At 73.4% G+C, this 23,327-nt stretch carries 20 protein-coding genes; 7 read left to right on the plus strand and 13 right to left on the minus strand.

Annotated features, from left to right (window positions below; translation table 11 throughout):
- Window positions 1-76 precede the first annotated feature (76 nt).
- Together AB0E98_RS23855 and AB0E98_RS23860 are read left to right on the plus strand one after the other, a co-directional pair.
- Window positions 77-730 carry a DUF1707 domain-containing protein gene (locus AB0E98_RS23855; protein WP_361705914.1) on the plus strand — a complete coding sequence of 218 codons (654 nt, stop codon included), beginning with the start codon at window positions 77-79 and terminating at the stop codon, window positions 728-730.
- A 181-nt stretch (window positions 731-911) separates the two neighbouring features.
- Complete coding sequence (locus tag AB0E98_RS23860; RefSeq protein WP_361705917.1) at window positions 912-1,247, plus strand: hypothetical protein; 336 nt, start codon at window positions 912-914, stop codon at window positions 1,245-1,247.
- A 172-nt stretch (window positions 1,248-1,419) separates the two neighbouring features.
- On the opposite strand, the gene AB0E98_RS23865 is transcribed toward AB0E98_RS23860, so the two are convergent.
- Window positions 1,420-2,088, minus strand: coding sequence for a helix-turn-helix domain-containing protein (locus tag AB0E98_RS23865; RefSeq protein ID WP_361705920.1), 669 nt, complete (start codon window positions 2,086-2,088; stop codon window positions 1,420-1,422).
- A 147-nt stretch (window positions 2,089-2,235) separates the two neighbouring features.
- Between AB0E98_RS23865 and AB0E98_RS23870 the strand changes: the two genes are divergently transcribed.
- On the plus strand, window positions 2,236-3,453 hold the full coding sequence (locus tag AB0E98_RS23870) for an NAD(P)/FAD-dependent oxidoreductase (protein WP_361705923.1): 1,218 nt from the start codon (window positions 2,236-2,238) through the stop codon (window positions 3,451-3,453).
- On the opposite strand, the gene AB0E98_RS23875 is transcribed toward AB0E98_RS23870, so the two are convergent.
- The 3 genes from AB0E98_RS23875 to AB0E98_RS23885 form a co-directional block, all read right to left on the minus strand.
- Window positions 3,437-4,003, minus strand: a complete 567-nt coding sequence (locus tag AB0E98_RS23875) for a TetR/AcrR family transcriptional regulator (protein WP_361705925.1) — start codon at window positions 4,001-4,003, stop codon at window positions 3,437-3,439. The genes AB0E98_RS23870 and AB0E98_RS23875 overlap by 17 nt on opposite strands.
- 63 nt (window positions 4,004-4,066) lie before the next feature.
- On the minus strand, window positions 4,067-5,419 hold the full coding sequence (locus AB0E98_RS23880; protein WP_361705928.1) for an amidase: 1,353 nt from the start codon (window positions 5,417-5,419) through the stop codon (window positions 4,067-4,069).
- On the minus strand, window positions 5,406-5,558 hold the full coding sequence (locus AB0E98_RS23885) for a hypothetical protein (protein WP_164737929.1): 153 nt from the start codon (window positions 5,556-5,558) through the stop codon (window positions 5,406-5,408). Before AB0E98_RS23885 ends, AB0E98_RS23880 begins: the two co-directional genes overlap by 14 nt.
- A 110-nt stretch (window positions 5,559-5,668) precedes the next feature.
- Here AB0E98_RS23885 and AB0E98_RS23890 point away from each other — a divergent pair, with 110 nt between their 5' ends.
- The 3 genes from AB0E98_RS23890 (at window position 5,669) to AB0E98_RS23900 (ending at window position 9,501) form a co-directional block, all read left to right on the plus strand.
- Window positions 5,669-6,559 carry an MBL fold metallo-hydrolase gene (locus AB0E98_RS23890; protein ID WP_361705931.1) on the plus strand — a complete coding sequence of 297 codons (891 nt, stop codon included), beginning with the start codon at window positions 5,669-5,671 and terminating at the stop codon, window positions 6,557-6,559.
- Window positions 6,560-6,722: 163 nt separating this feature from the next.
- Complete coding sequence (locus AB0E98_RS23895; protein ID WP_361705934.1) at window positions 6,723-8,429, plus strand: amidohydrolase; 1,707 nt, start codon at window positions 6,723-6,725, stop codon at window positions 8,427-8,429.
- Window positions 8,430-8,460: 31 nt separating this feature from the next.
- A complete protein-coding gene (locus tag AB0E98_RS23900) occupies window positions 8,461-9,501 on the plus strand; it encodes a LuxR C-terminal-related transcriptional regulator (RefSeq protein WP_361705937.1) in 1,041 nt (346 codons plus the stop codon).
- 76 nt (window positions 9,502-9,577) lie between these two features.
- On the opposite strand, the gene AB0E98_RS23905 is transcribed toward AB0E98_RS23900, so the two are convergent.
- The 7 genes from AB0E98_RS23905 to AB0E98_RS23935 all read right to left on the minus strand — a co-directional run bounded on the left by AB0E98_RS23905 (window position 9,578) and on the right by AB0E98_RS23935 (window position 20,436).
- Entirely contained in the window at window positions 9,578-11,023 is a 1,446-nt protein-coding gene (locus AB0E98_RS23905) for a glyceraldehyde-3-phosphate dehydrogenase (protein WP_361705939.1), read from the minus strand.
- A gap of 122 nt (window positions 11,024-11,145) precedes the next feature.
- Complete coding sequence (locus AB0E98_RS23910) at window positions 11,146-12,264, minus strand: substrate-binding domain-containing protein (RefSeq protein WP_361705941.1); 1,119 nt, start codon at window positions 12,262-12,264, stop codon at window positions 11,146-11,148.
- A 32-nt stretch (window positions 12,265-12,296) separates the two neighbouring features.
- Window positions 12,297-13,322 carry an ABC transporter permease gene (locus tag AB0E98_RS23915; RefSeq protein WP_361705944.1) on the minus strand — a complete coding sequence of 342 codons (1,026 nt, stop codon included), beginning with the start codon at window positions 13,320-13,322 and terminating at the stop codon, window positions 12,297-12,299.
- Entirely contained in the window at window positions 13,319-14,857 is a 1,539-nt protein-coding gene (locus AB0E98_RS23920) for a sugar ABC transporter ATP-binding protein (protein WP_361705946.1), read from the minus strand. The genes AB0E98_RS23915 and AB0E98_RS23920 overlap by 4 nt, the downstream gene beginning before the upstream one ends.
- A gap of 46 nt (window positions 14,858-14,903) precedes the next feature.
- Entirely contained in the window at window positions 14,904-17,777 is a 2,874-nt protein-coding gene (locus AB0E98_RS23925; RefSeq protein WP_361705948.1) for a SpoIIE family protein phosphatase, read from the minus strand.
- A gap of 123 nt (window positions 17,778-17,900) precedes the next feature.
- The gene (locus AB0E98_RS23930) at window positions 17,901-18,887 is read right to left on the minus strand and encodes a cyclase family protein (RefSeq protein ID WP_361705950.1); all 987 of its coding nucleotides are present in this window, start codon (window positions 18,885-18,887) and stop codon (window positions 17,901-17,903) included.
- Window positions 18,888-19,191: 304 nt separating this feature from the next.
- Complete coding sequence (locus AB0E98_RS23935; protein WP_361706004.1) at window positions 19,192-20,436, minus strand: multidrug effflux MFS transporter; 1,245 nt, start codon at window positions 20,434-20,436, stop codon at window positions 19,192-19,194.
- Between the two features lie 24 nt (window positions 20,437-20,460).
- Here AB0E98_RS23935 and AB0E98_RS23940 point away from each other — a divergent pair, with 24 nt between their 5' ends.
- On the plus strand, window positions 20,461-20,628 hold the full coding sequence (locus AB0E98_RS23940) for a hypothetical protein (protein ID WP_361706011.1): 168 nt from the start codon (window positions 20,461-20,463) through the stop codon (window positions 20,626-20,628).
- Window positions 20,629-20,654: 26 nt separating this feature from the next.
- Here the strand turns inward: AB0E98_RS23940 and AB0E98_RS23945 are convergent, their stop codons facing one another.
- Together AB0E98_RS23945 and AB0E98_RS23950 are read right to left on the minus strand one after the other, a co-directional pair.
- On the minus strand, window positions 20,655-21,806 hold the full coding sequence (locus tag AB0E98_RS23945) for a PP2C family protein-serine/threonine phosphatase (protein ID WP_361705952.1): 1,152 nt from the start codon (window positions 21,804-21,806) through the stop codon (window positions 20,655-20,657).
- A 123-nt stretch (window positions 21,807-21,929) separates the two neighbouring features.
- Window positions 21,930-22,991: an AI-2E family transporter gene (locus AB0E98_RS23950; RefSeq protein WP_361705953.1), complete on the minus strand. Its 1,062-nt coding sequence runs from the start codon at window positions 22,989-22,991 to the stop codon at window positions 21,930-21,932.
- Between the last annotated feature and the right edge of the window lie 336 nt (window positions 22,992-23,327).

Genomic DNA, 23,327 nt, shown 5'->3' on the forward strand with positions numbered 1-23,327 from the left:
CGTAGGGGTGGGATCAGGGTTCCCCCAGGGGCTTCCCGGGGGCGGCCGGACAGGTGGCGTCCCTAGGCTCGTACCCATGACAGCAGGGTTCCCGGAAGCCGCCCCCTGGGGCGAACAGCGCGCGTCCCACACCGACCGCGAGACGGTCGTCCAGCGCCTTCAGCAGGCCGCGGTCGAGGGCCGCATCGACTTCCACGAGCTGGACGAACGGCTCGAACAGGCGCTCAACGCGAAGACCCACGGCGAACTGGCCGTACTGACGGTCGATCTCCAAGGCGCGGGTCTCCGGGGCGCGGGTCTCCAGGGCATAGCGGGTGCGGGGCGGGAGCTCGTGGAGGACCGCCCGCTGGTCCTCAAGGGCGGTCTGCACGGTGCCGTCCGTAAGGGCGGCTGGAAGGTCCCGTCGCACGTGACCGCCCACGGTGGCATGGGCGGCGTCGTCCTCGACTTCACCCGGGCCGAGTGCCCGCCCCGAGCCATTGACCTCGAAGTCCACGGCCAGATGGCGGGCGTCGTCGTCGTCATACCCGACGACTGGGCCGCCGAGACCAGTGGCATCGAGCCCGGTCTCGGCGGCGTCAAGGACAGGACCACCCCCGACCACGCCCCGGACACCCCGCTCCTCCGTATCACCGGCACGGGCGGCATGGCCGGCGTCGTCGTCCGCCATCCGAAGGGGAGGGAGCGGCGTCAGCTGGAGCGCGAGTCGAAGGTGCTCACCTCCCGGTAGGCGGTAGGCGGCAGGTGACAGGCGCGGGGGCCGGGCCGGACGCGCCGCCACCGCTTACGCAGGTGTGAACTCAGGGCAAACAGGACGTGTACGGATCGGCCGGACAGGGGACTATGGCCCCGGGGCCGGGTCCGCCGCCGCCCGGCGGACGGATGACGGCGTCCGTAGGAGGTCCTGAAGGATGGACGAAAAGCCGCTCGCGCCGCCCGAGGTGGACGGGGCGAGCAATGGCGCGATCACCGCACGCGACGGCGTGGCACGGCTCGTGGTGCGCGTCGGCCCGTACGCGGGCATGTCGGCCGGGGATGAGGTGCGGTTGCGCTGGGACACCGGGATCCTGCGCACCTCACTGATCGACACCCGGCTCGTCGCCGCCTCGGCGGTGGGGGCGAGCACCGTCTTCCACCTCCCCTGGCCCGCACCCGGCATGGTCCGGGTCAGCTACGCCGTGGGTCGCGCCGACGGCCGGTGGAGCGTTTCCGAGAACATGACCGTCAACGTCACCGTCACGGGATGACGGGGCCTCACCCCCTCGTATGGCCTCCACGGCCGCCCGCAGGACGAACGTCCCGGGAGGCCGTGGGGACAGGCGACCACCCCCGTACCACCACCCCCACAGCCGCTTGAGCGGCGGCACACCCCGGCCCCGGTGTCTGTCCCAACAGACGCCGGGGCCGCACCCGTACGCGCTACACGGAGTCATCCGAATCGCCCGAATCGCCTGAAGCGGCCGAGCCGCCCGGCCCGCCCGGCCCTCCCCGCCCGTGGTGCGCGCTCTCGCTGGCGAGAGCGCGGCCGGCGCGGCGGGCGGCGGCGATGATGTCGGCCGGGTCGGCGTCCGTGCCCGTCACCGTGAGGAGCGCGGCGCCGGCCGTGTCGAAGGACATGCGCAGCAGGATGCGGTCCTGCGGGCTCGCGTCCTCGTCGGCGAGCAGGTCGATGACGCGGTCGAAACCCGTGCGGACGTCCCCGCAGTCCGCCGCGAGCCGCCGGATGAGCGGCTGGTTGGCGTGCGCGAGGCGCATGGCCTGGAGATGCTCCGGGGTGGTGGAGTCGAGCCAGCGCTGTGCCGCCCGCCGCGGCAGGTCGGGCGTTCTCGGCTGGGCGGCGATCCATTCGACGAGGTCGTCGAGGTCGTGGCGGCGCGCGGTCAGGAGGCTCGACACGATCTCCTCCTTGTTGCGGAAGTGGTAGTAGAGCGACGACTTCGTCAGCCCGAGTGCCTCGGTGAGGTCCCTGGTCGACGTCGCCTCGTAGCCCTTCTCCGTGAACAGCCTCAGCGCGACGCGGAGGATCTCGGCGCGCGTCTCCGCGCCCGAGCGCCGGTCGCTTCCCTTGGTGGACTTGGCGGACGTCATGCCTGTTCCTCACTCCCTTTTGTCGGAGCCATCCTACCCACCCCCTTACCGACCGCTCGTTCAGCTATTGCTTACCGACCGCCCGTTCAGCTAGCGTGGAGCTTACCGACCGCCCGTTCAGTAACTCTGAGTAGGGAAGAGCTCCTCATGAAGACCACGACCACGACCAAGACCACCCCACGCATCGCCGTCGTCGGCGCCGGGCCCGCCGGCCTGATGTGTGCCCGCGTCCTCCAGCGGCACGGCATCGACGTCACCGTGTACGACGCCGACGCGTCCGCCGACGCCCGTGACGGCGGCGGCACCCTCGACCTGCATGCCGACTCCGGGCAGATCGCGCTCGAGGACGCCGGCCTGATGGACGCGTTCACCGCGCTCGCCCGTCCCGAGGGGCAGGCCAAGCTCCGGCTCGACCAGCACGGTGCCGTGCTCGCCTCCTTCGTCCCCGGCCCGGACGACGACGCGGCGCCCGAGATCGACCGCGGTCAGCTGCGCGCGATGCTCGCCGCGCACGTGGCGCCCGGGACCGTCCGGTGGGGGCACAAGGTGCTCGCCGCCGAGCCGCTGGGCGAAGGCGTGCACCGCCTCGCCTTCGCGGACGGCGGTCACACCGAGGCCGACCTGGTGGTCGGGGCCGACGGCGCCTGGTCGCGGGTGCGGCCGCTCGTCAGCGACGCCGTCCCCCGCTACAGCGGCGTCTCGCTGCTGGAGGTCCGCTTCGACGACGTCGAGCGCCGCCACCCGGGGATCGCCCGACTCGTCGGCGACGGCCATGTGTTCGCCAACAACGGCGACGGCCAGGCGATCATCGCCCAGCGCAACAGCAGCGGCCACATCCGCGCCTACATCGGCATGCGCACCGCACACGACTGGCACACCGCCGCGGGCGTCGCCCTCGACGACGGCGCCGCCGTACGGGACTTCCTGCTCGCGGAGTTCGGCGGCTGGGACGCGCGACTGCTGCCCTTCCTCACCGACGCCGACCACGGCTACGTCAACCGGCCGTTGTACGCCCTGCCCGCCCCGCTCGTCTGGGAGCGCACTCCCGGGGTGACGCTGGTGGGCGACGCGGCCCACCTCATGTCGCCCTTCGGCGGCAATGGCGCGAACCTCGCCCTGCTCGACGCGGCCGAACTCGCCCGGGCAGTGGCCGAGGAGCCCACCCTGGACGCCGCCCTCACCCGCTACGAGGAGGTGATGTTCGCCCGCTCCGGTCCGCTCGCGGTCGGTGCCGGCCAGGGCCTGGAACGCTTCTTCACCACCGGCTCCCACGCCCCCGACCACGCGGCCGAGCACCGGCAGTACAAGGAGGCGGCAGCGGCATACCGCCGCGACCGGGGCGCCTCGGTCACGGAAGCGGCATGAGCCGGTAGAAGACGGTGGCGACCAGCTCGCGGGCGTAGCCCGCGTCGAGCGGTCCCGGGCGGAAGAGGACGCGGTACATCATCGGGGCGACGACGTGGTCCATCACCGTCTCGGCGTCCGGCACGTGTTCGCCGCGCCGCGCGGCGCGGGACAGGACCGCCTCGACCTGTTCGCGCGCGAACGCCGAGCACTGCCCGGCGTTGGGCCCGTCCGGGTCGCCCGCGAGGGCGTCCCGGACGTAGGACCGGCCCGGCGGGGACGACATCTCCTCCAGGAACGCCGCGGCCCAGTGCTCCAGGTCCGCGCGCAGGTTCCCGTGGTCCGCCGGGGGAGCCTCGGGGCGCAGCCGCTCGACCGCCACGTCCGAGAGCAGCTCCTGAAGATCGCCCCAGCGGCGGTAGACGGTCGAGGGGGTCACTCCCGCCCGCGCCGCCACGAGCGGCACGGTGAGAGCGGCCCCTTCGGCCTGGAGCTCGCGTACGGCCCGGTGCACCGACTCCTGGACGCGGGCGCTGCGTCCTCCGGGTCGGACTGCTGGTCTGGGGCTCATGCCCCTCACCTTAACGCACAATCATTGCGTGTGGCCCGGTCCGGCCGCGGGCCGGGGGAGTGGTCAGGCCGCGAGCGGGGCGGGTGGCGCGAGACTCGCGCAGGCCTCCTCGACGGCGCGGCCGACGCGCAGGAGCGTCGCTTCGCCGAACGGCCGCCCGATGAGCTGCATCCCGATGGGCAGCCCGGCACCGTCGACGCCGACCGGCAGGGACAGCGCGGGCGCGCCGGTGATGTTCGCCGGGGCGGACAGCCGCACATAGGCGTCGGACACGGGCTCGATGGTGCCGTCCGGCCACGCCACGGCCGGCTGGTCGGCGCGGGCCGCGACCATGGGCACGGTCGGCGCCGCGACCACGTCCACCTCGGCGAACAGCCGCGCCCACTCCTGCCGCATGAGGGCGCGGGCGCGCTGGGCCCGCAGGTAGTCGCCGGCCGGGACGTGTTCGCCGGCCTCCAGCAGGAGGCGGACGTCCGGTGTGTACAGCTCCGGGGACGTGCGCAGGGTCTCCTCGTGCACGGCGGACGCCTCGGGCACCATCAGCCCCCACTGCGTGCCCTGGACGTGGTCGGCCATGGGGATCTCCACGTCCACGAGCCGCGCCCCGAGGTCCGCCAGACGGGCCGTCGCCGCCCGTACCGCTTCCGCCACCTCGGGCGCGACCCGCTCGAAGTAGTGGTTGCGCGGGACGCCCACGCGCACCCCGGCCGCACCACCCGCCGCGGGCGTGTCGCGCCCGGTCAGCGCGGCGAGCACGAGCCCGGCGTCGCCCACGGTGCGGGTGAGGGGGCCGACGTGGTCCAGGGACCAGGAGAGCGGGACCACCCCGTCGACGGGGACGAGCCCGTACGTCGGCTTCAGCCCCACCACTCCGTTCAGCGCCGCCGGGACCCGGATGGAGCCGCCGGTGTCCGTGCCCAGGGCGAACGTGGCCGTCCCGGCGGCGACCGCCACCGCCGAGCCCCCGCTGGAACCGCCCGCCACCCGGTCGGCGGACCGGGCGTTCCGGGTCTGAGGGGTCGTCAGCCCGTAGGCGAACTCGTGCGTGTGGGTCTTGCCCAGCAGGACCGCGCCGGCCTCCGCGAGGCGGGCGGCGACGGTGCTGTCCCGCTCCGCCACGTGGTGCTCCCGCACCCGGGAGCTGGCCGTGGTCGGCAGCCCGGCCACGTCGATCAGGTCCTTGAGGGCCATCGGGACTCCGTGCAACGGGCCCCGGCGCCGCCCCGCGGCGATCTCCCGCTCCGCCGCGGCCGCGGCGCGCCGCGCGTCGTCCGCGAGGACCTCGACGTAGGCGTTCAGGCGCGGCTCCACCGCCTCGATCCGGTCGAGGACGGAGCCGGTCAGCTCGGTCGGCGAGAGCCCGCCGGCGGCGATCGCCCCGGCCGCGTCGGCGAGGGTCAGCTCATACGGTTCCATCGGTCCGCTCCTCTCCCGGGTGGTACGCCGCCGCGGGCGCGGTCGTGCCGAGGTCCAGCTCCCGCAGGGTGCCGATCACGTTCCGGATGTGCCGCGCCGTGGCGGCCACGGCGGCTTCGTGTTCCTCTGAGGTGATCATGGTGCGTCCGGCCTTCCGGTCAAAAGCAGATTCTTTGCGTTAGTGGAGAGTAAGGGCTACGATCAGTTAACGCAAAAGATGAGCTTTTGAGTCAACGGAGGGGCTTTCCCATGGACCGGACCGAGCAGACCTGGACGGTGGGCGACGTCGTCGTGCACCGCGTCGACGAGATCGCCCTCCTGCCGGAGACCGGCGCCTGGCTGCTGCCCGCAGCCACCCCCGCGGTCGTGACCGAAGAGCCCTGGCTCCGGCCCGATTTCGCCGCCCCCGACGGCACCCTCCGGCTGGCCAGCCACAGCTTCGCCTTCGAGGCGGGCGGCCTGAAGGTCGTCGTCGACACCGGCATCGGCAACGGCAAGACCCGCGCCAACCCCGCCTGGAACCAACTGGACACCGGCTACCTCCAGCGGCTCACCGCCGCCGGCTTCCCGCCCGAGAGCGTCGACCTGGTCGTCCTCACCCACCTCCACACCGACCACGTCGGCTGGAACACCCGCGCCGCCGACGACGGAACGTGGATCCCCACCTTCCCCAACGCCCGCTACGTCGCCTCCCGCACCGAATGGGACCACTGGGCGGGCCAGGCCGACAGCATGGACGAGAACCGCCGCCAGATGTTCCGCGACTCCGTCGACCCGATCCACGACGCCGGGCTCATCGACCTGGCCGACACCGGCGACGGCCCCACCGACATCGCCCCCGGCGTCCGGCTGCTCCCCACCCCCGGGCACACGCCGGGCCAGGTCGCCGTGGAACTCCACAGCACCGGACGGACGGCGGTCATCACCGGCGACTGCGTCCACCACCCCGTACAGCTGGCACACCCCGCGATCACCAGCTGCGTCGACATCGACCCCGAACAGGCCGTCCGCACGCGCCGCGAACTCCTCGCCGCGCTCGCCGGCACGGACACCCTCCTGCTGGGCACCCACTTCCCGCCCCCGACCGCCGGACACGTCACCGCCGACGGCGAGGGCTACCGGCTCGTCCCCGCGACCTGAGCGACGAGTCGTCACCGGCCGGTCGGACGCCCGGCCGGCCGCGGCCGGACATCGGTTGGATGACCGATGTGCGCGCACGCCTCCCTGACGCACAGTGCTCTCGGCTCCCCGGCCGATCGTGCGGGAGCTCCCGTCAGCGACCCCTGTCAGTTAGGACATCACTGTGCCCGCCGCTCCGGCAGATCTCGTCTTCGTCAACGGTTCGGTCCTCACCGTCGACTCCCGCTTCACCGTCGCCTCCGCCCTCGCCGTCACCGGCGGCCACATCAGCGCGGTCGGCGACCGGGCCGAGGTCATGGCGCACGCCGGCCCCGCCACCCGGATCATCGACCTCGGCGGCGGGACCCTCCTGCCCGGCATCAACGACACCCACCTGCACGGCTGCGCCTTCGGGCTCACCAGGCCCCCGCTGTCCGTCGACGTCTCCCACCCCGCCGTACGGTCGCTGACCGATGTGGCCGAGGCCGTGCGGAAGGCCGCCGAGTCGACCCCCGCGGGGGAGTGGATCACAGGGCACGGGTGGGACGCGGGCTACCTCGCCGAGTGCGTCGCCGACCCCTCCCGGCTGCCCGGCAGACACGACCTGGACGCCGTCAGCCCGCATCACCCCGTCCTGCTGTACTCCGCCACCGGCCACGCCACCTGGGTCAACTCCGCGGCGCTCGCACGGGCCGGAGTGGACCGCGACACCCCCGTCCCGCCCGGAGGCGTCATCGCCACCGACGCGGCGGGCGAGCCCACCGGCCTCCTCCAGGAGGGCGCCCAGGACCTCGTCCACGAGGCGCTGCCCGTGCTCTCCCCGGAGGTTCGCGCCGACGCGATCCGCGCCACGCTGCGCACCCTGGCCCGGCTCGGCATCACCAGCTACACCGAGCCCGGCCTCGGCCCGGGCGGCGACGCCCTGATGCGCGGCGCCCTCGCCCACAGCACCCTCGACGTCTACCGGCGCCTGCTCGCCGACGGCGAACTGACCGCGCGCGTCGGCGTACTGCTCCTGCCGACCGGAATGACCAGCACGGCCGAGGACTTCGTCAGGACTCTGTCGGCCATGGACGAACTGCCGTCCACCGACCCCCGCCGGCTCGCCGTCCTCGGCGTCAAGCTGTTCGCCGACGGCATCCCGGTCAACAAGACGGCCTGGATGCACGAGCCGTACATCGGCGGCGGCTGCGGCTCGCTGTGCGTCGGCGGGGACACCGACGTGGAACGCGTCGGGCAGATCGCGGAGATGATCCGGTACACCCACGCCGCCGGATACCAGGCCGGTGTCCACGTCACCGGCGACCGGGCCATCGACACCGTCGTCGACGCCTTCGCCGCGGCCGCCGCCGAGCGGCCCCGGCCCGACGCCCGGCACTACGTCATCCACGGCGACTTCCTCACCGCCCGGAGCATGCGGACGCTGGCGCGCCACGGCTTCGGCGTCAATATGAACCCCACCATCAAGTGGACCGTCGCCGACCTCGAGGAGGAGTTCGTCGGCCCGCAGCGGGCGGGGTACGAATGGCCCTACCGGGACGCGATCGACGCCGGCGTGACCGTCACCAGCGGCTCCGACGCCCCCGTCACCCTCCCCGACTGGCGGCAGGGCGTCTCCACGATGATGCTGCGCGAGTCCAGGGCCAGCGGCCGCGTCAGCGGCCCCGACCAGCGCATCCGGCTCGCCGAGGCCCTGCGCACCTACACCTCCGACGCGGCCTGGCAGGACTTCGCCGAGGACTGGAAGGGCACCCTGGAGGTGGGCAAGGTCGCCGACCTGTGCGTGCTCGCGGACGATCTGCTGGCCACCGACCCGCACGACATCCCCGCCGTACCGGTGGTGTTCACCGCCGTCGGCGGCGACATCGTCCATGACGAACTCACCGTTTGACCTCCGGACACCCGGTGATCATTCTGAGCGGATGACAGCCGAGCCGCCGACGACCGTGACAGCGCAGCCGAGCACGACGGACATCCTCGGCGCCGCCCTCGGCGTACGCGAGGCCGCGCGCCACGCGGTGCGGGAGAAGGGTGGTGCCGAAGCCGTCCTGACGGCGCTCTCGGCGCTGATCGATCACGACCACGCGGCACTGTCCCGGTGGGACCCCTTGCTCCGCCGCCATGTGACGCTGGCCGGCAGCTACCCGACGCGCACCACCCGCTACATCGAGACCCGTCTGCACGATGATCCGGCCTTCGCGCTCATCCGGCACGCGCCGGGCACGACGAGCTGGTGGCACGACGTGCCCGAGCCGGTGCGAGGGGTCTCCACCGGGTTCCAGGAGGTCCTCGAACCCCTGGGCATCCAGGACGGCGTGGCGCAGTGCCTGTTCACCGCGGACGGCCGGTACGTGGGCATCCTCAATGTCAGCACCAAGCGGGCCCGGTGTGACCAGCCGGCCGTCCGGGCCGTGATGACCCTGCTCGGCGAGTGCCTCGCGGCCGTCGCCGACCCGCTCGCCGGGCACCGCTCCCAGGGGCCCGGCGGCACCGGCGACACCTGCGCCGTCCTCCTGCCGGACACCGACGGCGCCGGAGGCGCGGAAGGCGCGGAAGAAGCGGCTCCGGTGCTGTTGAGCGGGGAGCCGCTGCCCGGTCTCACCGAGGCCGGCTCCCCGCTCGTGGCCCTGCTGCGGCGGACGGCCGCCCGACGCACCCTGCCGGCCACGGTGCTGGTGCCGTACCGGCAGCGGATGCTCGAACTCCACCTGACCCGCCAGGGAGGCCGCACGGTCGTCGTGTGCCGCACGGTCGCCCGCCCCGCGGCGCTCTCCCCGCGCGAACTGGAAGTACTGGCGGAACTCACCCAGGGACGCACCAACCGCGAGATCGCCGACCGCCTGTACGTCAGCCCGCGCACCGTCGCCACCCACATCGAGCACATCCTCGCCAAACTCGACGTCCCCAACCGCGTGGCAGCGGCAGGCCGGGCCGTCGCCTGGGGCCTCGAACCGGCCCCCTGACCGGACCGTGAAGGAAAGGCCGTGGCCTCCACCCGTGTGTACGGGCGGAGGCCACGGCCGCTCGGGCTCTGCCGGATCAGGCCAGCGGGGCCGGGTAGGTGGGGTACTCCACCCCGGAGACGTGCTGGACGACGCGGATGACCTGGCAGGAGTAGCCGAACTCGTTGTCGTACCAGAGGTAGAGGATCGCGTTGTCGCCGTCGACCTTGGTGGCACCGGCGTCGACGATCGACGCGTGGCGCGAGCCGATGAAGTCGCTGGAGACCGAGTCCGGCGCGGTGGTGAAGTCGATCTGGCGCTTGAGCGGCGAGGTCAGCGAGACGTTGCGGAGGTAGTCGAGGACCTCCTCGCGGGTGGTCTCGCGGCCCAGGCGCAGGCTGAGGATCGCGATCGAGACGTCCGGCACCGGGACGCGGATCGAGGAGCCGGTGATCGGGGCCTTGAGGTCGGGCAGGGCCTTGGCGACGGCGGAGGCGGCGCCGGTCTCCGTGATGACCATGTTGAGCGGCGCCGAGCGGCCGCGACGGTCGGCCTTGTGGTAGTTGTCCAGCAGGTTCTGGTCGTTGGTGAACGAGTGGACGGTCTCCACGTGGCCGCGCAGCACACCGTACTCGTCGTCCATCGCCTTCAGCGGCGGGACGATCGCGTTGGTGGTGCAGGACGCGCAGGACAGGATCTGCTCGTCGGGCTTGATCGTGTCGTGGTTGACCCCGTGGACGATGTTCGGGACGTCGCCCTTGCCCGGCGCGGTGAGGACGACCTTGTCGATACCGGGGCGCAGGTGCTCCGACAGGCCCGCGCGGTCGCGCCACTTGCCGGTGTTGTCGATGAGGATGGCGTTCTTGATGCCGTACGCCGTGTAGTCGATCTCCGACGGGTCGTTGGCGTAGATCACCTTGATCTCGTTGCCGTTGGCGAGGATCGTGTCGGTCGCCTCGTCGACGGTGATCGTGCCCTGGAACTGGCCGTGGATCGAGTCGCGGCGCAGCAGCGAGGCACGCTTGACGATGTCCTGATCGCCGCCACCGCGCACCACGATGGCGCGCAGCCGCAGACCGTTGCCGGAGCCCGACTTCTCGATGAGCAGCCGGGCGACGAGGCGGCCGATGCGGCCGAAGCCGTAGAGGACGACGTCGCGCCCCTCGCGGCACTCGATCTTGTTGGCGCCCGTGGCGCCGGCGACGGCCTCGGCGGTGAACGCCTCCACCGACAGGCCGCGGTCGTCGCACTTGTACGTCGCGGCGAGCATGCCGATGTCGATCTGGGAGGGGCCGAGATCGAGCGTGGTGAGAGCCTGGAGGAAGGGCAGCGTCTCGGTGACCGAGAGCTCCTCACCGGCGATCTGCCGGGCGAATCGGTGGGTCTTGAGGATGCTGACCACCGACTTGTTCACCAGGGAGCGGCTGTGCACCAGAACGGTGACGTCGCGCTCGCGGTGCAGCTTTCCGATGATCGGGATCATCGACTCCGCGATCTCCTCGCGGTTCTTCCAGTTTGTGAACGAGTCGTCGTTGACAGTCACAGGCTTCTCTTTCGAGCTAGGAGGCGCTCACATGCTAACCCGACGCTCTTTCGATCCTTCAAGGGGTGTCCACTAGGAGATGTGCCACTCTTCACCGCCGATTTCCCTTCGATTCGGTGGCGTCAGCGGCCCCAGATCCTCCGGTATGCCTCCCGGTATCCCGGTGGGTCCCAGGATGTGGCCCCGTCGCTGTTCGCGGCCGTGGCGATGTGGACGGGCGCGACATAGCCGCTGGCGGGGGCGCCGGAGAAGGCCCGGTTGAACTCGTCGACGGCCTGCCAGCCCTGCTGGGAGAGCGGCTCGGGGACGGTGGCCGCCTGGAACTGCCGGCTCTCGACGCGCTGGAAGGCGGAGGGGTCGCCGTCGCCCGCGCCGATGTTGTACGGGGCGCCGGCGCCCTTCTTGCGGGCCGCGCGGAGGGCCGGGGCGGCGTCGGCGAAGTAGACGTCGTTGATGGCGACGGAGTGGGTCCAGTCGTCCCCGAAGCGGGCGAGGAGCGAGGAGACCTCCTGGGGGGTGCGGCTGCTCGTGTCCGGCAGGGGGATGTTCTCCTCCGCCAGCAGCCGCACTCCGGGGCAGGTGGCGAGCTGCTCCTCGACGAGGTCGGACTTGTGCCGGGCGAACGGGATCGAGGCGTCCGTGAACACGACGACCCCGGCGTCGCCCCCCGAGTGGTCGACGACCCAGTCCGCGCTGATCCTGGCGACGTCCTCGACCTTGGTGGTGATGTTGGTGAAGAGCCGGGGGCGTTCGCTCGGGCCGGGGGTGGCGACCGCGTGCCAGCCGACGAGCGGGATGCGCGCGGCGTCGGCCCGGGCCACCTGGCGGGAGGTCAGCCGGGGGTCGAAGCCGCCGACGACGATGCCCGAGGGGCGCAGGGTGACGGCCTGGCTGAACGCGGCCTGGATGCCGGACGGGGTGCCCTGGCCGTCGATCACCCGTACGTTCCAGCCGATGACGCGCGCGGCGTCCCGTACGCCCGCGACGGTGCCCGCGACGCCGGGGTTGGTCATGGACTGCGCGACGTAGACGAGGGTCTTGCCGGGGACCGCCCGGGGGCCGGTGGCCGGGCCGTTCCAGACGGGGGCGGCCGACTCGGCCCGCCGGACGGCCGCGCCGGCCCGGCCCAGGGTGCCTGGACAGCCGACGGTCGCCGTCCTCGGGGGCGGCGGGGGCGCGGGCCGGGTGGAGGAGCCCCGCTCGCAGCCGGTGAGCGCGGCGAGCAGCAGTACGAGCGCCACGGCCGTCCCTGCCGGCCGGCCGGGCACGCCTCTCACGGAGTGACCCCGGAGGGCTCGGCCCGGCGGCGGCGCAGCTGTCGGCGCGCGGCGTAGCCGGCCAGGCCGACGGCGACGAGCAGGGTGCCGCCGTTGAACAGGGGGGTGACCCAGAAGCGGGCGCCGAGCTGGCCGATGCCCGCGAGGCCGACGGCGAGGACGGTGACGGCGACGAGGGTGCCCAGGGCGTTGGCCCGGCCGGGTCTGATGGCGGTGGAGCCGAGCAGCGCGCCGACGAAGGCGGGCAGCAGGTAGTCCATGCCGACGCTGGGGTTGCCGATCTGCTGCTGCGCGGCCAGGAGGACGCCGGCGCCGCCGACGACCAGGCCCGAGACGGTGAAGGCGTGGATGACGAAGCGCCGGGAGGGGATGCCCACGAGCTCGGCCGCGCGGGGGTTGGAGCCGATGACGTACAGGTACCGGCCCAGGGGGAGCCGTTCCAGGAACAGCCACAGGACGGCGGTGAGCGCGAGGACGTAGAAGGCGGGGACGGGGAGGCCGAGGAACCGGGAGTCGTAGAGGTCGGTGAAGGCGGCCGGAAGGCCGTGCGGGCCGGGGACGACCCGGGCGCCGTCGGTGATCCAGCCGGTGACGGCGTACATGACGCTGCCGGTGCCGAGGGTGGCGATGAACGAGTCGATCCGCGCGTATTCGACGACGACGCCGTTGACGGCGCCGACGGCCGCGCCGCCGAGGGCCACCACGAGGCAGGCGAGCGGCCAGGGCCACCCCTGCGTGACGATGAGCCGCATCGTCATGACGTGCGCGAGGCCGAGGCCGTAGCCGATGGACAGGTCGAACCGGCCGGCGGCGATGGGGATCGTCGCGCCGAGCGCGAGGGCGGCGGGGATGGACTGGTTGGACAGGACGGCGGAGATGTTGTCGAGCGTGGGGAAGGTGTCCGGCAGGGCGAGGGAGAAGACGACGAACAGCAGGACGGTGAGGGTCAGGAGGCCGTAGGCGCCGAGGAGGTGCCCGAGGCGGCCGGCCAGGAGCCGCCGGCCCGGGCCCGGCGGGGTCATCCCGGCGCCCCGGTGGCGTGGTTCCCGCCGGGACCGTCCCCGCCGGGTCCGTCCCCGGTGAGCGGTGTCATGGCCGAGGCGGCGCGGGTGAGCGCGCCGGCGGTCAGGGCCGCCCCGTCCAGCTCCGCCGTCACGGCGCCGCGGACGAGGACGAGCGCCCGGTGGCACACGTCGGCGACCTCCTCGAAGTCGCTGGAGACGAGCAGCACGGCCAGGCCGTCGGCCAGCGCGTCCCGGAGCAGCCGGTGGACCGCCGCCTTGGCGCCGACGTCCACGCCGGCCGTCGGCTCCTCCAGGACCAGCAGGGTCCGGGGCAGCCGCAGCCACCGGCCGAGCATGACCTTCTGCTGGTTCCCGCCGGACAGGGTGGCGATCGGCCGCTCGCTGCCGCGGGGCCGTACCGAGAAGCGTTCGATCAGCGCGGCGGCCTCGGCGCGCTCGGGCCCGGGGCTGATCCAGTGGGCGCTGTCCGTCCCGCCCGCCCGGGGGTTGGCCAGGAAGTTCTCCCGTACGGTCAGGTCGGGGGCGCAGCCCTCCCCCTGCCGGTCGCTGCTGACGAAGCCGACACCGGCGGCGACGGCGTGGGCGACGGAGTCCGGGCGGTACGGTCGGCCCGCCAGCCGGATCCGGCCGCCGAGGACCGGCCGCGCCCCGGCGAGGGCGCGGCCCAGGGTCGTGTGCCCGGCGCCGGTGAGCCCCACGAGGCCGAGGGCCTCGCCGGCGCGCAGCCGCAGGGTCACGGGCGCGGTGTGCTCGGTGCGGACGTCGTCGAGGCCGAGGACGACCGGCCCGGTGGCGGGCGCGGGGACGTGGTGGCGTCCGGGGTCGTGGCCGACGACGTCACGCACCAGCCGGGTGGTGGGGTAGCCGGTGACCGGGCCGTGGCGGACGACCCGGCCGTCGCGCAGGACGGCGAAGGTGTCGGCGACCTCCCCCACCTCGTCCAGCCGGTGGGTGACGAAGACGACGGCGTGACCGCGGTCGCTCAGGGTGCGCAGGACGGCGAAGAGCCGCGCGCAGTCCGCCGCCGGGAGGCTGGCGGTCGGCTCGTCCAGGACGATCAGCGCGGCCCGGACGCACAGGGCGCGGGCGATGGCCACCAGGGAGCGTTCGGCCCGGGTGAGGTCGGCGACGACGGCGTCGGGGTCGAGGTGCGCGGCGACGACGCCGAGGGCCTCGGCGCCCTGCCGGCGGACGCGCCGCCAGGAGATCAGTCCGGCGCGGCGTGGATGGCCGGCGCCCAGGGCGATGTTCTCGGCGACCGTCATCCACTCGACCAGGCCCAGGTCCTGGTGGATGAAGGACATGGCGCGGCGGGCCGCCTCGGTGCCCAGCGGATGCCCGGCGACGGTCACTTCGCCCGCGTCCGGGTGGTGGACGCCCGCGAGCACCTTGATCAGGGTGGACTTCCCGGCGCCGTTGGGGCCCAGCAGCGCCAGGACGCCGCCGGCCGGGATGTCGAGGTCGACCGCGTCCAGGGCGATGGTGCCGCCGAACCGCTTGCTGAGACCGCGGATGCGGACGAGATACCGCATGTCCGACATGCTACGTCCCTCGTCGGCCCCGGCGCCGGATGGACCGTCAGATCGCGGGGATGTCGTCGAACGAGCCGAGGGACCCGAAGGAGTCCAGGGCGGGCCCGGGGGATTCACCGGCCGCCCCCGCGGGCATCTCCAGCGCGCACTCGGCCCAGATGACCTTGCCCTCGACGGTGTAGCGGGTGCCCCAGGCCTGGGAGAGCCGCGCCACGAGGAACAGGCCGCGGCCGCCCTCGTCGGTGGTCGCGGCGTGGCGCAGATGCGGGGCGGTGCTGCTGGTGTCGGAGACCTCGCAGGTCAGGGTGCGGTCGTAGAGCAGGCGCACCTGGATGGGGCCGCCGCCGTACCGGACGGCGTTGGTGACCAGCTCGCTGAGCAGCAGTTCGATGTCGAAGGAGATCTCGTCCAGCCCCCACGCGACCAGTTGGCGGGCGACCGCGGCGCGCACGGTGGCGACGAGCGCCGGGTCGGCGGGCAGGTCCCAGGTGGCGACGCGGTGCGGGTCGAGGGTGTGGGTACGGGCGACGAGCAGGGCGATGTCGTCGGCGGGGTGCTCGGGGACGACGGCCTCCACGACCGCCTGACAGGTCTCCTCGGGCGGCCGGTTCGGGTGGGCCAGGGCCCGGCGCAGCTGCTCCAGGGCGGCGTCGAAGTCGCGGTCGCGGTCCTCGATGAGCCCGTCGGTGTAGAGGACCAGCTGGCTGCCCTCGGGCAGGTGGAACTCGGCGGTCTCGAAGGGGAGGCCGCCCAGCCCCAGCGGCGGTCCGGCGGGCAGGTCGGGGAAGGTGACGGTGCCGTCGGGGCGGACCAGCGCGGGCGGGCAGTGACCGGCCCGGGCCATGGTGCACCGCTGCGAGGTCGGGTCGTAGATGACGTACAGGCAGGTCGCCCCGATGATGCCGGTGATGCCGGAGAAGGGGTCGTCCCCGCACTCCTCCCGGTCGAGGCGGCCCACGAGGTTGTCGAGGTGGATGAGGACCTCGTCCGGGGGCAGGTCCAGCTCGGCGAAGTTGCGCGCGGCGGTGCGCAGCCGCCCCATGGTCGCGGCGGCGTGCAGCCCGTGGCCGACGACGTCCCCGACGACGAGGGCGACGCGGGTGCTGGAGAGCGGGATGACGTCGAACCAGTCGCCGCCGACGCCGGATTCGGCGGGCATGTAGCGGTGCGCGACCTCGACGGCGTTCTGCTCGGGGAAGCCCTGCGGCAGCAGGCTGTGCTGGAGGGCCAGCACCATGGCGTGCTCGCGGGTGTAGCGGCGCGCGTTGTCGATGCAGATGGCGGCGCGGGTGGCGAGCTCCTGTGCGAGCGAACGGTCGTCGTCCCCGAAGGGGGCGGGGTCGCGGGCTCGGTAGAAGCTCGCGATGCCCAGGGCGATCCCGCGGGCCAGGAGCGGGACGGCGATGAGGGAGTGGACGTTGTGGGCGAGGATGCGCTGGGCGTTGGCGCGGCTCTGGGAGATCCAGCCGGCGGCGGACCTGAGATCGGGTTCCAGCACGGTCCGCCCGCTGGTCAGGCAGCGCAGCTGGGGCGTGGTCGGCTGGAGGTGGACCCGCTCGCCGGCGGGGTAGAACGGGCAGTCGTCCCGGATGCCGTGCACCACGGTCCGGTGGAGGTCCCGGGTGGGGTCGGTGGGCTCGTCCCCGCGCAGCACGGCCTCGGGGAGGTCGATGGTGACGAAGTCGGCCAGGCGCGGTACGGCCATCTCGGCGAGCTCCCGGGCGGTGCGGGCCACGTCCAGGGTGGTGCCGATGCGGGTGCTGGCCTCGGACAGCAGCTCCAGGCGGCGCCGGGCCGCCACGGCGTACTTGCCCACCCCCGGCTCGCCCACGAGCACGAGCCCGCCGGCCCCCGTGGCGTCGCCCGTCGCTCCGCCGGGCGTCCGCGTCGTGGCGCCCGGTGGGTGGGCCGTGGCGACGGCACGGGCGAGCGGGTTGGTATCGGCGGCGGTCGGCGAGGGGGCGGTGATCTCGGCGGAGGTGGCGATTCCGGTGAGGGCGGTGATCTCGGTGGGGACGGCGAGGCGCATGTCCGATGTGGGCACGACCGCCTCGACGGCGACGCCCTCCACCCCGGAGGAGCTCGTCACCGGGCGGCTCACCAGGGTGACCCGCCGGCCGCTGGGCAGGGCCACCTCGACGGCGGCCCGCTGGGCGGCGGAGATCAGCTCGGTGGCCCGCTCCTCCAGGATCATCCGGTCGCGCCAGTCCAGCTCGCTCATGACCGCCGGGCCCGGCCGGCCGTCGGCGGCCGGCAGCCGGCGCCGGATGTCGAGGTACGCCTGGAGCAGGGCGCGTTCGCGCGCCGAGCTCTGATCCAGCAGCCGCTGCTCTATGACCCCCGCCGCCTTGCCGATGACGATGTCCAGGGACACGTCCACGTCGGTGTGCGGATAGCCCAGGCACAGCACCCCCTCGATGCGCCCGCTGAGCAGGTCCCGCACGGGTATCGCCGAGCACGCGTTGGCCTGGGAGCGTTCGGCGAAGTGCTCGGCGCCGTAGACGTGGATCAGCCGTCGCTCGGCCAGTGCCAGGCCGATGCCGTTGGTCCCCGCGAACTTCTCGTTGAACACGAAGCCCGGCACGGTCTGGATCGCGGGCAGCCGGCCGGCCATCGAGTCCTCGCCGAAGCGGCGTTGCAGCACGGCCCCGCGCCCGTCGGCGAGGGACACGTTCACACTCCGTCCCGCGAACCGCTCCCGCAGCCGGTCCATGACGGGCCCGGCCGCGCGGGCGAGCCGGCCGTCGAGGTCGAGGTCCTGGAGGAAGGGCAGCTCGCAGCCGTCCGGGGAGAGCCCCAGGGACACCGAACGCTGCCAGGAGTTGAGGATCGGGCCGCGCACGGCCGCCTCGACCGACTCGCCACGGAGGAACTGGTCCCGGGCGAGCACGGGGCCGATGTCGTCCGCAACGAGCCCCATCCGGATCACCGCCCTCATTGGTGCACCGATGTTCCATTTTAGAACTTCGTCCAGATGGTAGGGCCGGGTACGCAGGGGTGGGCGACCGCCACGGTCCGTGGCCGACGGCCCCCGGGCGGGACGTCAGAGCACCGCGACCGGGCTGACGGGCGAGCCCGTACCCCCGGGGATGTTCAGCGGCGCCACGACCAGCAGGAACGTATACCGCCCCGCCGCCGCGCAGGCCGCCGAGAGCTCCTCCAGATCGAGGTTGTCCAGCAGCGGCACCCCCATCGCGGCGACGGCGAGGGCGTGCACGGGGGAGTGGACGCCCTCCACCGGCGACGGCCGTACGTCGCTGTCGCCGTCGCCGCCGAGCAGCGCGATGCCGCGCTCGGCCAGCAGGGGCACGGCGTCCACGTGGAGGCCCGCGCAGGCCGCGTCGGCGTCCCAGGGGCCCAGCTCCGCGCGACGGCGGTACCGGCCGACGCGTACCAGCACCGCGTCGCCCTCGCCGATCCGCGCGCCGAGCGCCGCCTCGGCGGCGGCGAGCCCCGCCGCGTCCACGGCCTCCCCGGGCTCCAGCCAGGCACGCCCCCGGACGGTGGGCAGATCCAGCAGGACGCCCCTCGTCACCAGGGGGCCGAGCGCCGAGACGGCGCCGAAACGGGCGCCCGCCGCGCCGACGAGCTGCCGGGCGACACCGCCGTCGTAGAGCCGCCCCCGGTAGGCGACGTGGGACAGCGCGTCCAGATGGCTCACGGCCTTGCCGTGGTAGTCGGCGCCGAGGAAGTCCTTGTGGGTGGCGGGCTCGGAGGCCTCGACGTCGCCGAGGTCGGACATGTAGTGCAGCGCGGGCCTGGCGTTGTCCGGCCCGGACACGGTGTCCCACGGCCGCCCCATCGGCACCACGGTCCCGGACCGCACCAGGGACGCGGCCCGCCGCACATGTTCGTCCGTCACCCGGTTCCAGGCCCCCCGGTCGGGCGCCGCTTCCCAGCGCCCCCACGAGCGAACGGCGTCGAAGAGCGTGTCGAACTCCTGGCGGGAGACTGCCCGAGGGGGGACTGCCGGTCCAGGGCCGGGCCCGTCGGGCGGGGGAGCCGGGCCGTCGGCGGGGTGGGTGCTCATCTGCTGCTCGGCGCTCCGATCGGTACAGGTCGCCGCCACCGTACGGAGACGGTGACCGGGTTGCGCGCGGTCGGTCGCGTGGTTCGAAAGAAGTGTGTGGGGAACCGACCGGTTGGCGTACACGCAACGCCCCCACGGCGAGCCCGCATCTGCGACGGGCAGCGGCCCGCGCCCGATGGGCCGCTCTCTTTCCGGTTCTGCCCCTACCCGCCCCGGAGGACCCGGCCCCGAGCTGAGCGCGATCAGGGGCTCGCCGCGTCGTCTCCGGTCGTATGCGTGCCGGGGGACAGGACAGCGCTCGTGGTCAGGCCCGGGCGGTCTCGCGCCGCGGGGCCGGGGCCGGGGCGCCGACGGGCGGCGCCCCCCGGGTCAGGAGCAGGCTGAGCAGGGACAGCGCCGCGCAGAGCGTCATGCTGAGGAACATCGGGACGGCGGTGTCCTCGCCACCGAGCCCGACGAGCGGTGCCGTCACGGCGCTGAGCGCGCACTGAAGCGTGCCCAGGACGGCCGAGCCCGACCCGGAGGCGTGCGGGACCCGGGCCATGGCCAGGGCTCCGGCGTTCGCGGTCACCAGGCGCATGCCGATGAAGACCAGGCACAGCAGCGCCATGGTGAGCGGCAGGGTCAGCACACCGGCGAGGGAGACGGCGCACAGCGCCGCGGCGCAGACGGCCATCGCCCAGAGCCCGGTGCGCAGCAGCCCGCCGGGGCTGAAGCGGCCGACGAGACGGGTGCCGGCCAGGCTCGCGAAGGTGCCGACGACGCCGGCGCCCGCGAAGGCGAGGGAGGCATGGCCGATGCTCAGGCCGAGCACCTTCTGGAAGAGGAAGGCGGAACCGGCGATGTAGGAGAAGAGCATGGCGAAGGCCAGGCCGAAGGAGAGCGTGCAGCCGAGGTAGGCCCGGTCGGCGAGCACACCGCGCATGGCCCGCAGGGTGGCGCGCGGACCTCCGGAGTGCCGCTTGCCGGCCGGCAGGGTCTCGGGGACGAAGACGACCGCGCCCAGCAGGGCGAGAGCGGACACGCCGGTCAGGACCCAGAAGACGCCGCGCCAGCCGGTGGACTCGGTCAGCGCACCGCCCACGACGGGGGCGACGACCGGCCCCAGGCCGGTGAGGGTCATCAGGGTGCCGAAGAGCTTGGCCGCCCGGTCGCCCGAGGCGGCATCGGTGATCACGGCGCGGCCGATGACCACGCCGGCGGAGCCGCTGAAGCCCTGGACGAAGCGCAGGACGACGAGCACGCCGAGCGAGGGCGCGAGCGCGCACAGGGCCGAGGCCACCACCATCACCAGGGCGCCGGTCAGCAGGGGCACCCGACGGCCGAACCGGTCCGAGAGCGGGCCTATGACCAGCTGCCCCAGGCCCATGCCCAGGAGGAAGGCGGTCAGCGTCAGCTGGATACCGGAGGCGCTGCTGGGCAGTTCCTCCGTCAGGTGGGGAAAAGCGGGCAGGTACATGTCCGTGGCCAGAGGGGTCACGAAGGCGAGGAGCCCGAGGGCGGCCTCGCCGGGCGTGGCCTGCTCGTCCGGGATCCGGACCCCGCCGATCGCCGCGCGGTACGGCTGAAGCCCATGGCTCGGGCCCGCGCCGACCTGCGCCGTGTCGAGGAGAACTGGGCGAGGGCCTTCGCCGCCACGCTGGCGTCGCTCCCCGAGGAACAGCGCACGGCCCTCATGGCGGCCCTGCCCGCCCTGGAGGCGCTCGGGGCGGCGCTCCAGAGGGCTCCGCAATCCGGATGACGGGACCCCGGGGCGGCCCCGGGCGATCATGCCGCCGGGGAGCTCGTGGAGGCCGTGCCGTCGGTCGTCAGTCGCTGGACGGCGACCAGAGCGGCGTCGTCGCCGAGGGAGCCCCCGGAGTGGGCGAGCAGGTCCTCGCACACATACCGCAGGAGCGCCTCGGGCTTGCCGCCCGGCCAGGACGCCAGACGCTCGGCCAGCGGATAGAACCGGCCGGCGGCGTCGCGCGCCTCGACCACGCCGTCCGTGTACAGCAGGACGAGATCGCCGGGCCCGAAGGCGAAGGACTCCACGGCGAACCCGGTGCGGGAGAACTCGGCGAGCCCCAGCGGCAGCCCGGGCTGCTCCACCTCCAGCGCGGTCACCCGGCCCTCGCGGAGCAGCAGAGGAGGGGGATGCCCGCAGCTGATCATGCGCAGGGCCGGCTCGGTGTCGGGCACGTCCAGCACGGCCGCGGTGACGAACGCCTCCTCCCGGTGCGGCCGCCCCTCCCGCCCCGCGCCCGGGTCGTCCAGCCCGGAGGAGAGGGCTCCTTCGAGGTCGGCGACCAGCACCGGCAGCTCGGCCTGCCGGTGCGCGGCGGCCCGGAAGGCGCCGAGCACGAGCGCGGCGTCACCGATGGCCTCCAGGCCCTTGCCACGCACGTCCCCGATGACGAGCCGGGTGCCCAGGGCCGTACGGGCCGCGGCGTACAGATCGCCGCCGATCCGGGCCTCCGCCTCGGCCGCGAGATACACGGACCCGATGCGCAGCGGGCCGACCCGCCGGGGCAGCGGCCGCATCACCACACCCTGGGTCGCCTCCGCGACCGATCTGAGCTGGGTCATCTCCTTCTCGCGCCGCTCGCGGCGGTGGGCGAAGAAGGTGACGATCACCGAGATCAGGATCAGGGCGCTGATCTGGAGGGTGTGGTTGAGGTCGGTGAGGCTGGTGCGGATCACGGCGACGACCGACTGGGCCACGACGGCGATCACGCCGATGGCCCCGGTCAGGCGTGGGCCGGCGAAGGACGCCGTGATGGCGGGAGCGGCGACGAGGAAGGGGCCGAGGTGCACCTGGGGCGGGGCGAGGACGTCGACGACGGTGACGGCCACGATGATCAGGAGCGGTACGGTGACCAGCGCCCGGCTCGGCCGCCCCGGCGATCGGGGCGTCCCGGGTGGTCGCCGAAGGTGCATGGCTCCTGCTTACACCACCCGGGATCACCGCCCCCGCCGCCATGCCCGCCACCGGCGGAACCGGGTGTGCGAACGGGCGACCGGACGGCCGGCGACCGCGCCTGACCGTGCCGGGTGGCGCGGTCAGGCGCGGTCGATGCGGGGAAAGACCGAGTCGTCGAGCACGATGCCGATGCCCACGGCGACGGGGATGGCGATGAGCGCCCCGACGATGCCCAGCAGTGCTCCGCCGACCACGACGGCGACGACCGTGACGATGGGGTGCACATTGACGGCGAAGCTCATCGCCTTGGGCATGATCAGGTAGTCCTCGGCCAGCCGGAAGGCGACATAGAAACCCGCGGTGCCGAGGGCGACGGGAAAGGACACCGCCAGGGCGACGAGGCTGACGACCAACCCGCCGATGGTCGACCCCACGATCGGGATCATGTCCATCAGGGCGACGAAGAAACCGAGCGCGGCCGGGTAGGGCACGTCCAGCCCGGCGCACCAGGCGAAGGTGGCGAGCCCCGCGATGACGGACGTGACGACGTTGCCGAGCATGTACCGGCCGACCCGCAGCAGGATCTCCTCGGTCAGCTCCACCGCGGCCGCTCTGCGGCTGAGCGGGACGAACCGGTAGGCGAACCGCTTCAGCTGCTCCATCCCGACCATGAAGTAGACGGTCAGGACGACGACCAGCCCCGCGCCCGTCACCGCGCTGACGACGATGTGCCCCGCGCCCAGCAGCCCGCCCACCACCGTCGTGCCGGCGTGCGGCCCGAATTCCCGGCGGGCCCGGTCAAGCAGGTGGTAGCGCGCCTCCAGGCGCCCGGGGAAGGAGTTGCGGTCGTGGAGCCGCTCCAGCCACTTGGGCACCGCGTCGACGAGCGCCGAGACCTCGTCGGACACGGGCGGGATCACCAGCGCGAGGAACCCCGCCAGCAGCCCCAGCAGCCCCACGACCGCGAGAGTGACCGCCCAGCCCCGGCGGATGCGCCGTCTGGTCATCCAGGCGACCACGGGTTCCAGGCTGATCGCCGAGAAGAGGGAGAGAAGGAGGAGGGTGAGGATGCCGCTGATGCGCAGGACGGTCTGGAGGGCCGTATAGGCCAGCGTCAGCCCCAGCCCCACGCTGAAGCCGGTCGTGAACCAGGACGACGTCGGCCGCACCCGCAGACCGCGCCCCGGACTGTCGCTCGGCACATCCCGTCCTCTCTTCAGGGAGTCGCGGCTCTACGTACCCCTTTGCGTGAGGGTGCGATCACGTCGGGTGGGTGAATCGGGTGCGGGATGTGAGCCCGCCCATGAGAGCTGGATCACCTACGAAGCGGGGTAGTGGAGTGGCGACGTGCCCATGGGTGCAATTCGGGCATTTGATGTCTGGTCTGGACCTCGCTCCTGGGGGTGCGGGGTAGTAGGTCACACCTTTGCCAGCGGGTTTCGTCGCCGCTAACAATTGCGGAGTCGCAGGGCGCCGTCGATCGAGACGCGGCGCTTTCTTCGCGCCAATGACGGCCACTGCGACTCACGCGATTGGAA

This window comes from Streptomyces sp. NPDC037389 (genome assembly GCF_040636475.1).
Taxonomy (GTDB): Bacteria; Actinomycetota; Actinomycetes; order Streptomycetales; family Streptomycetaceae; genus Streptomyces; species Streptomyces hesseae.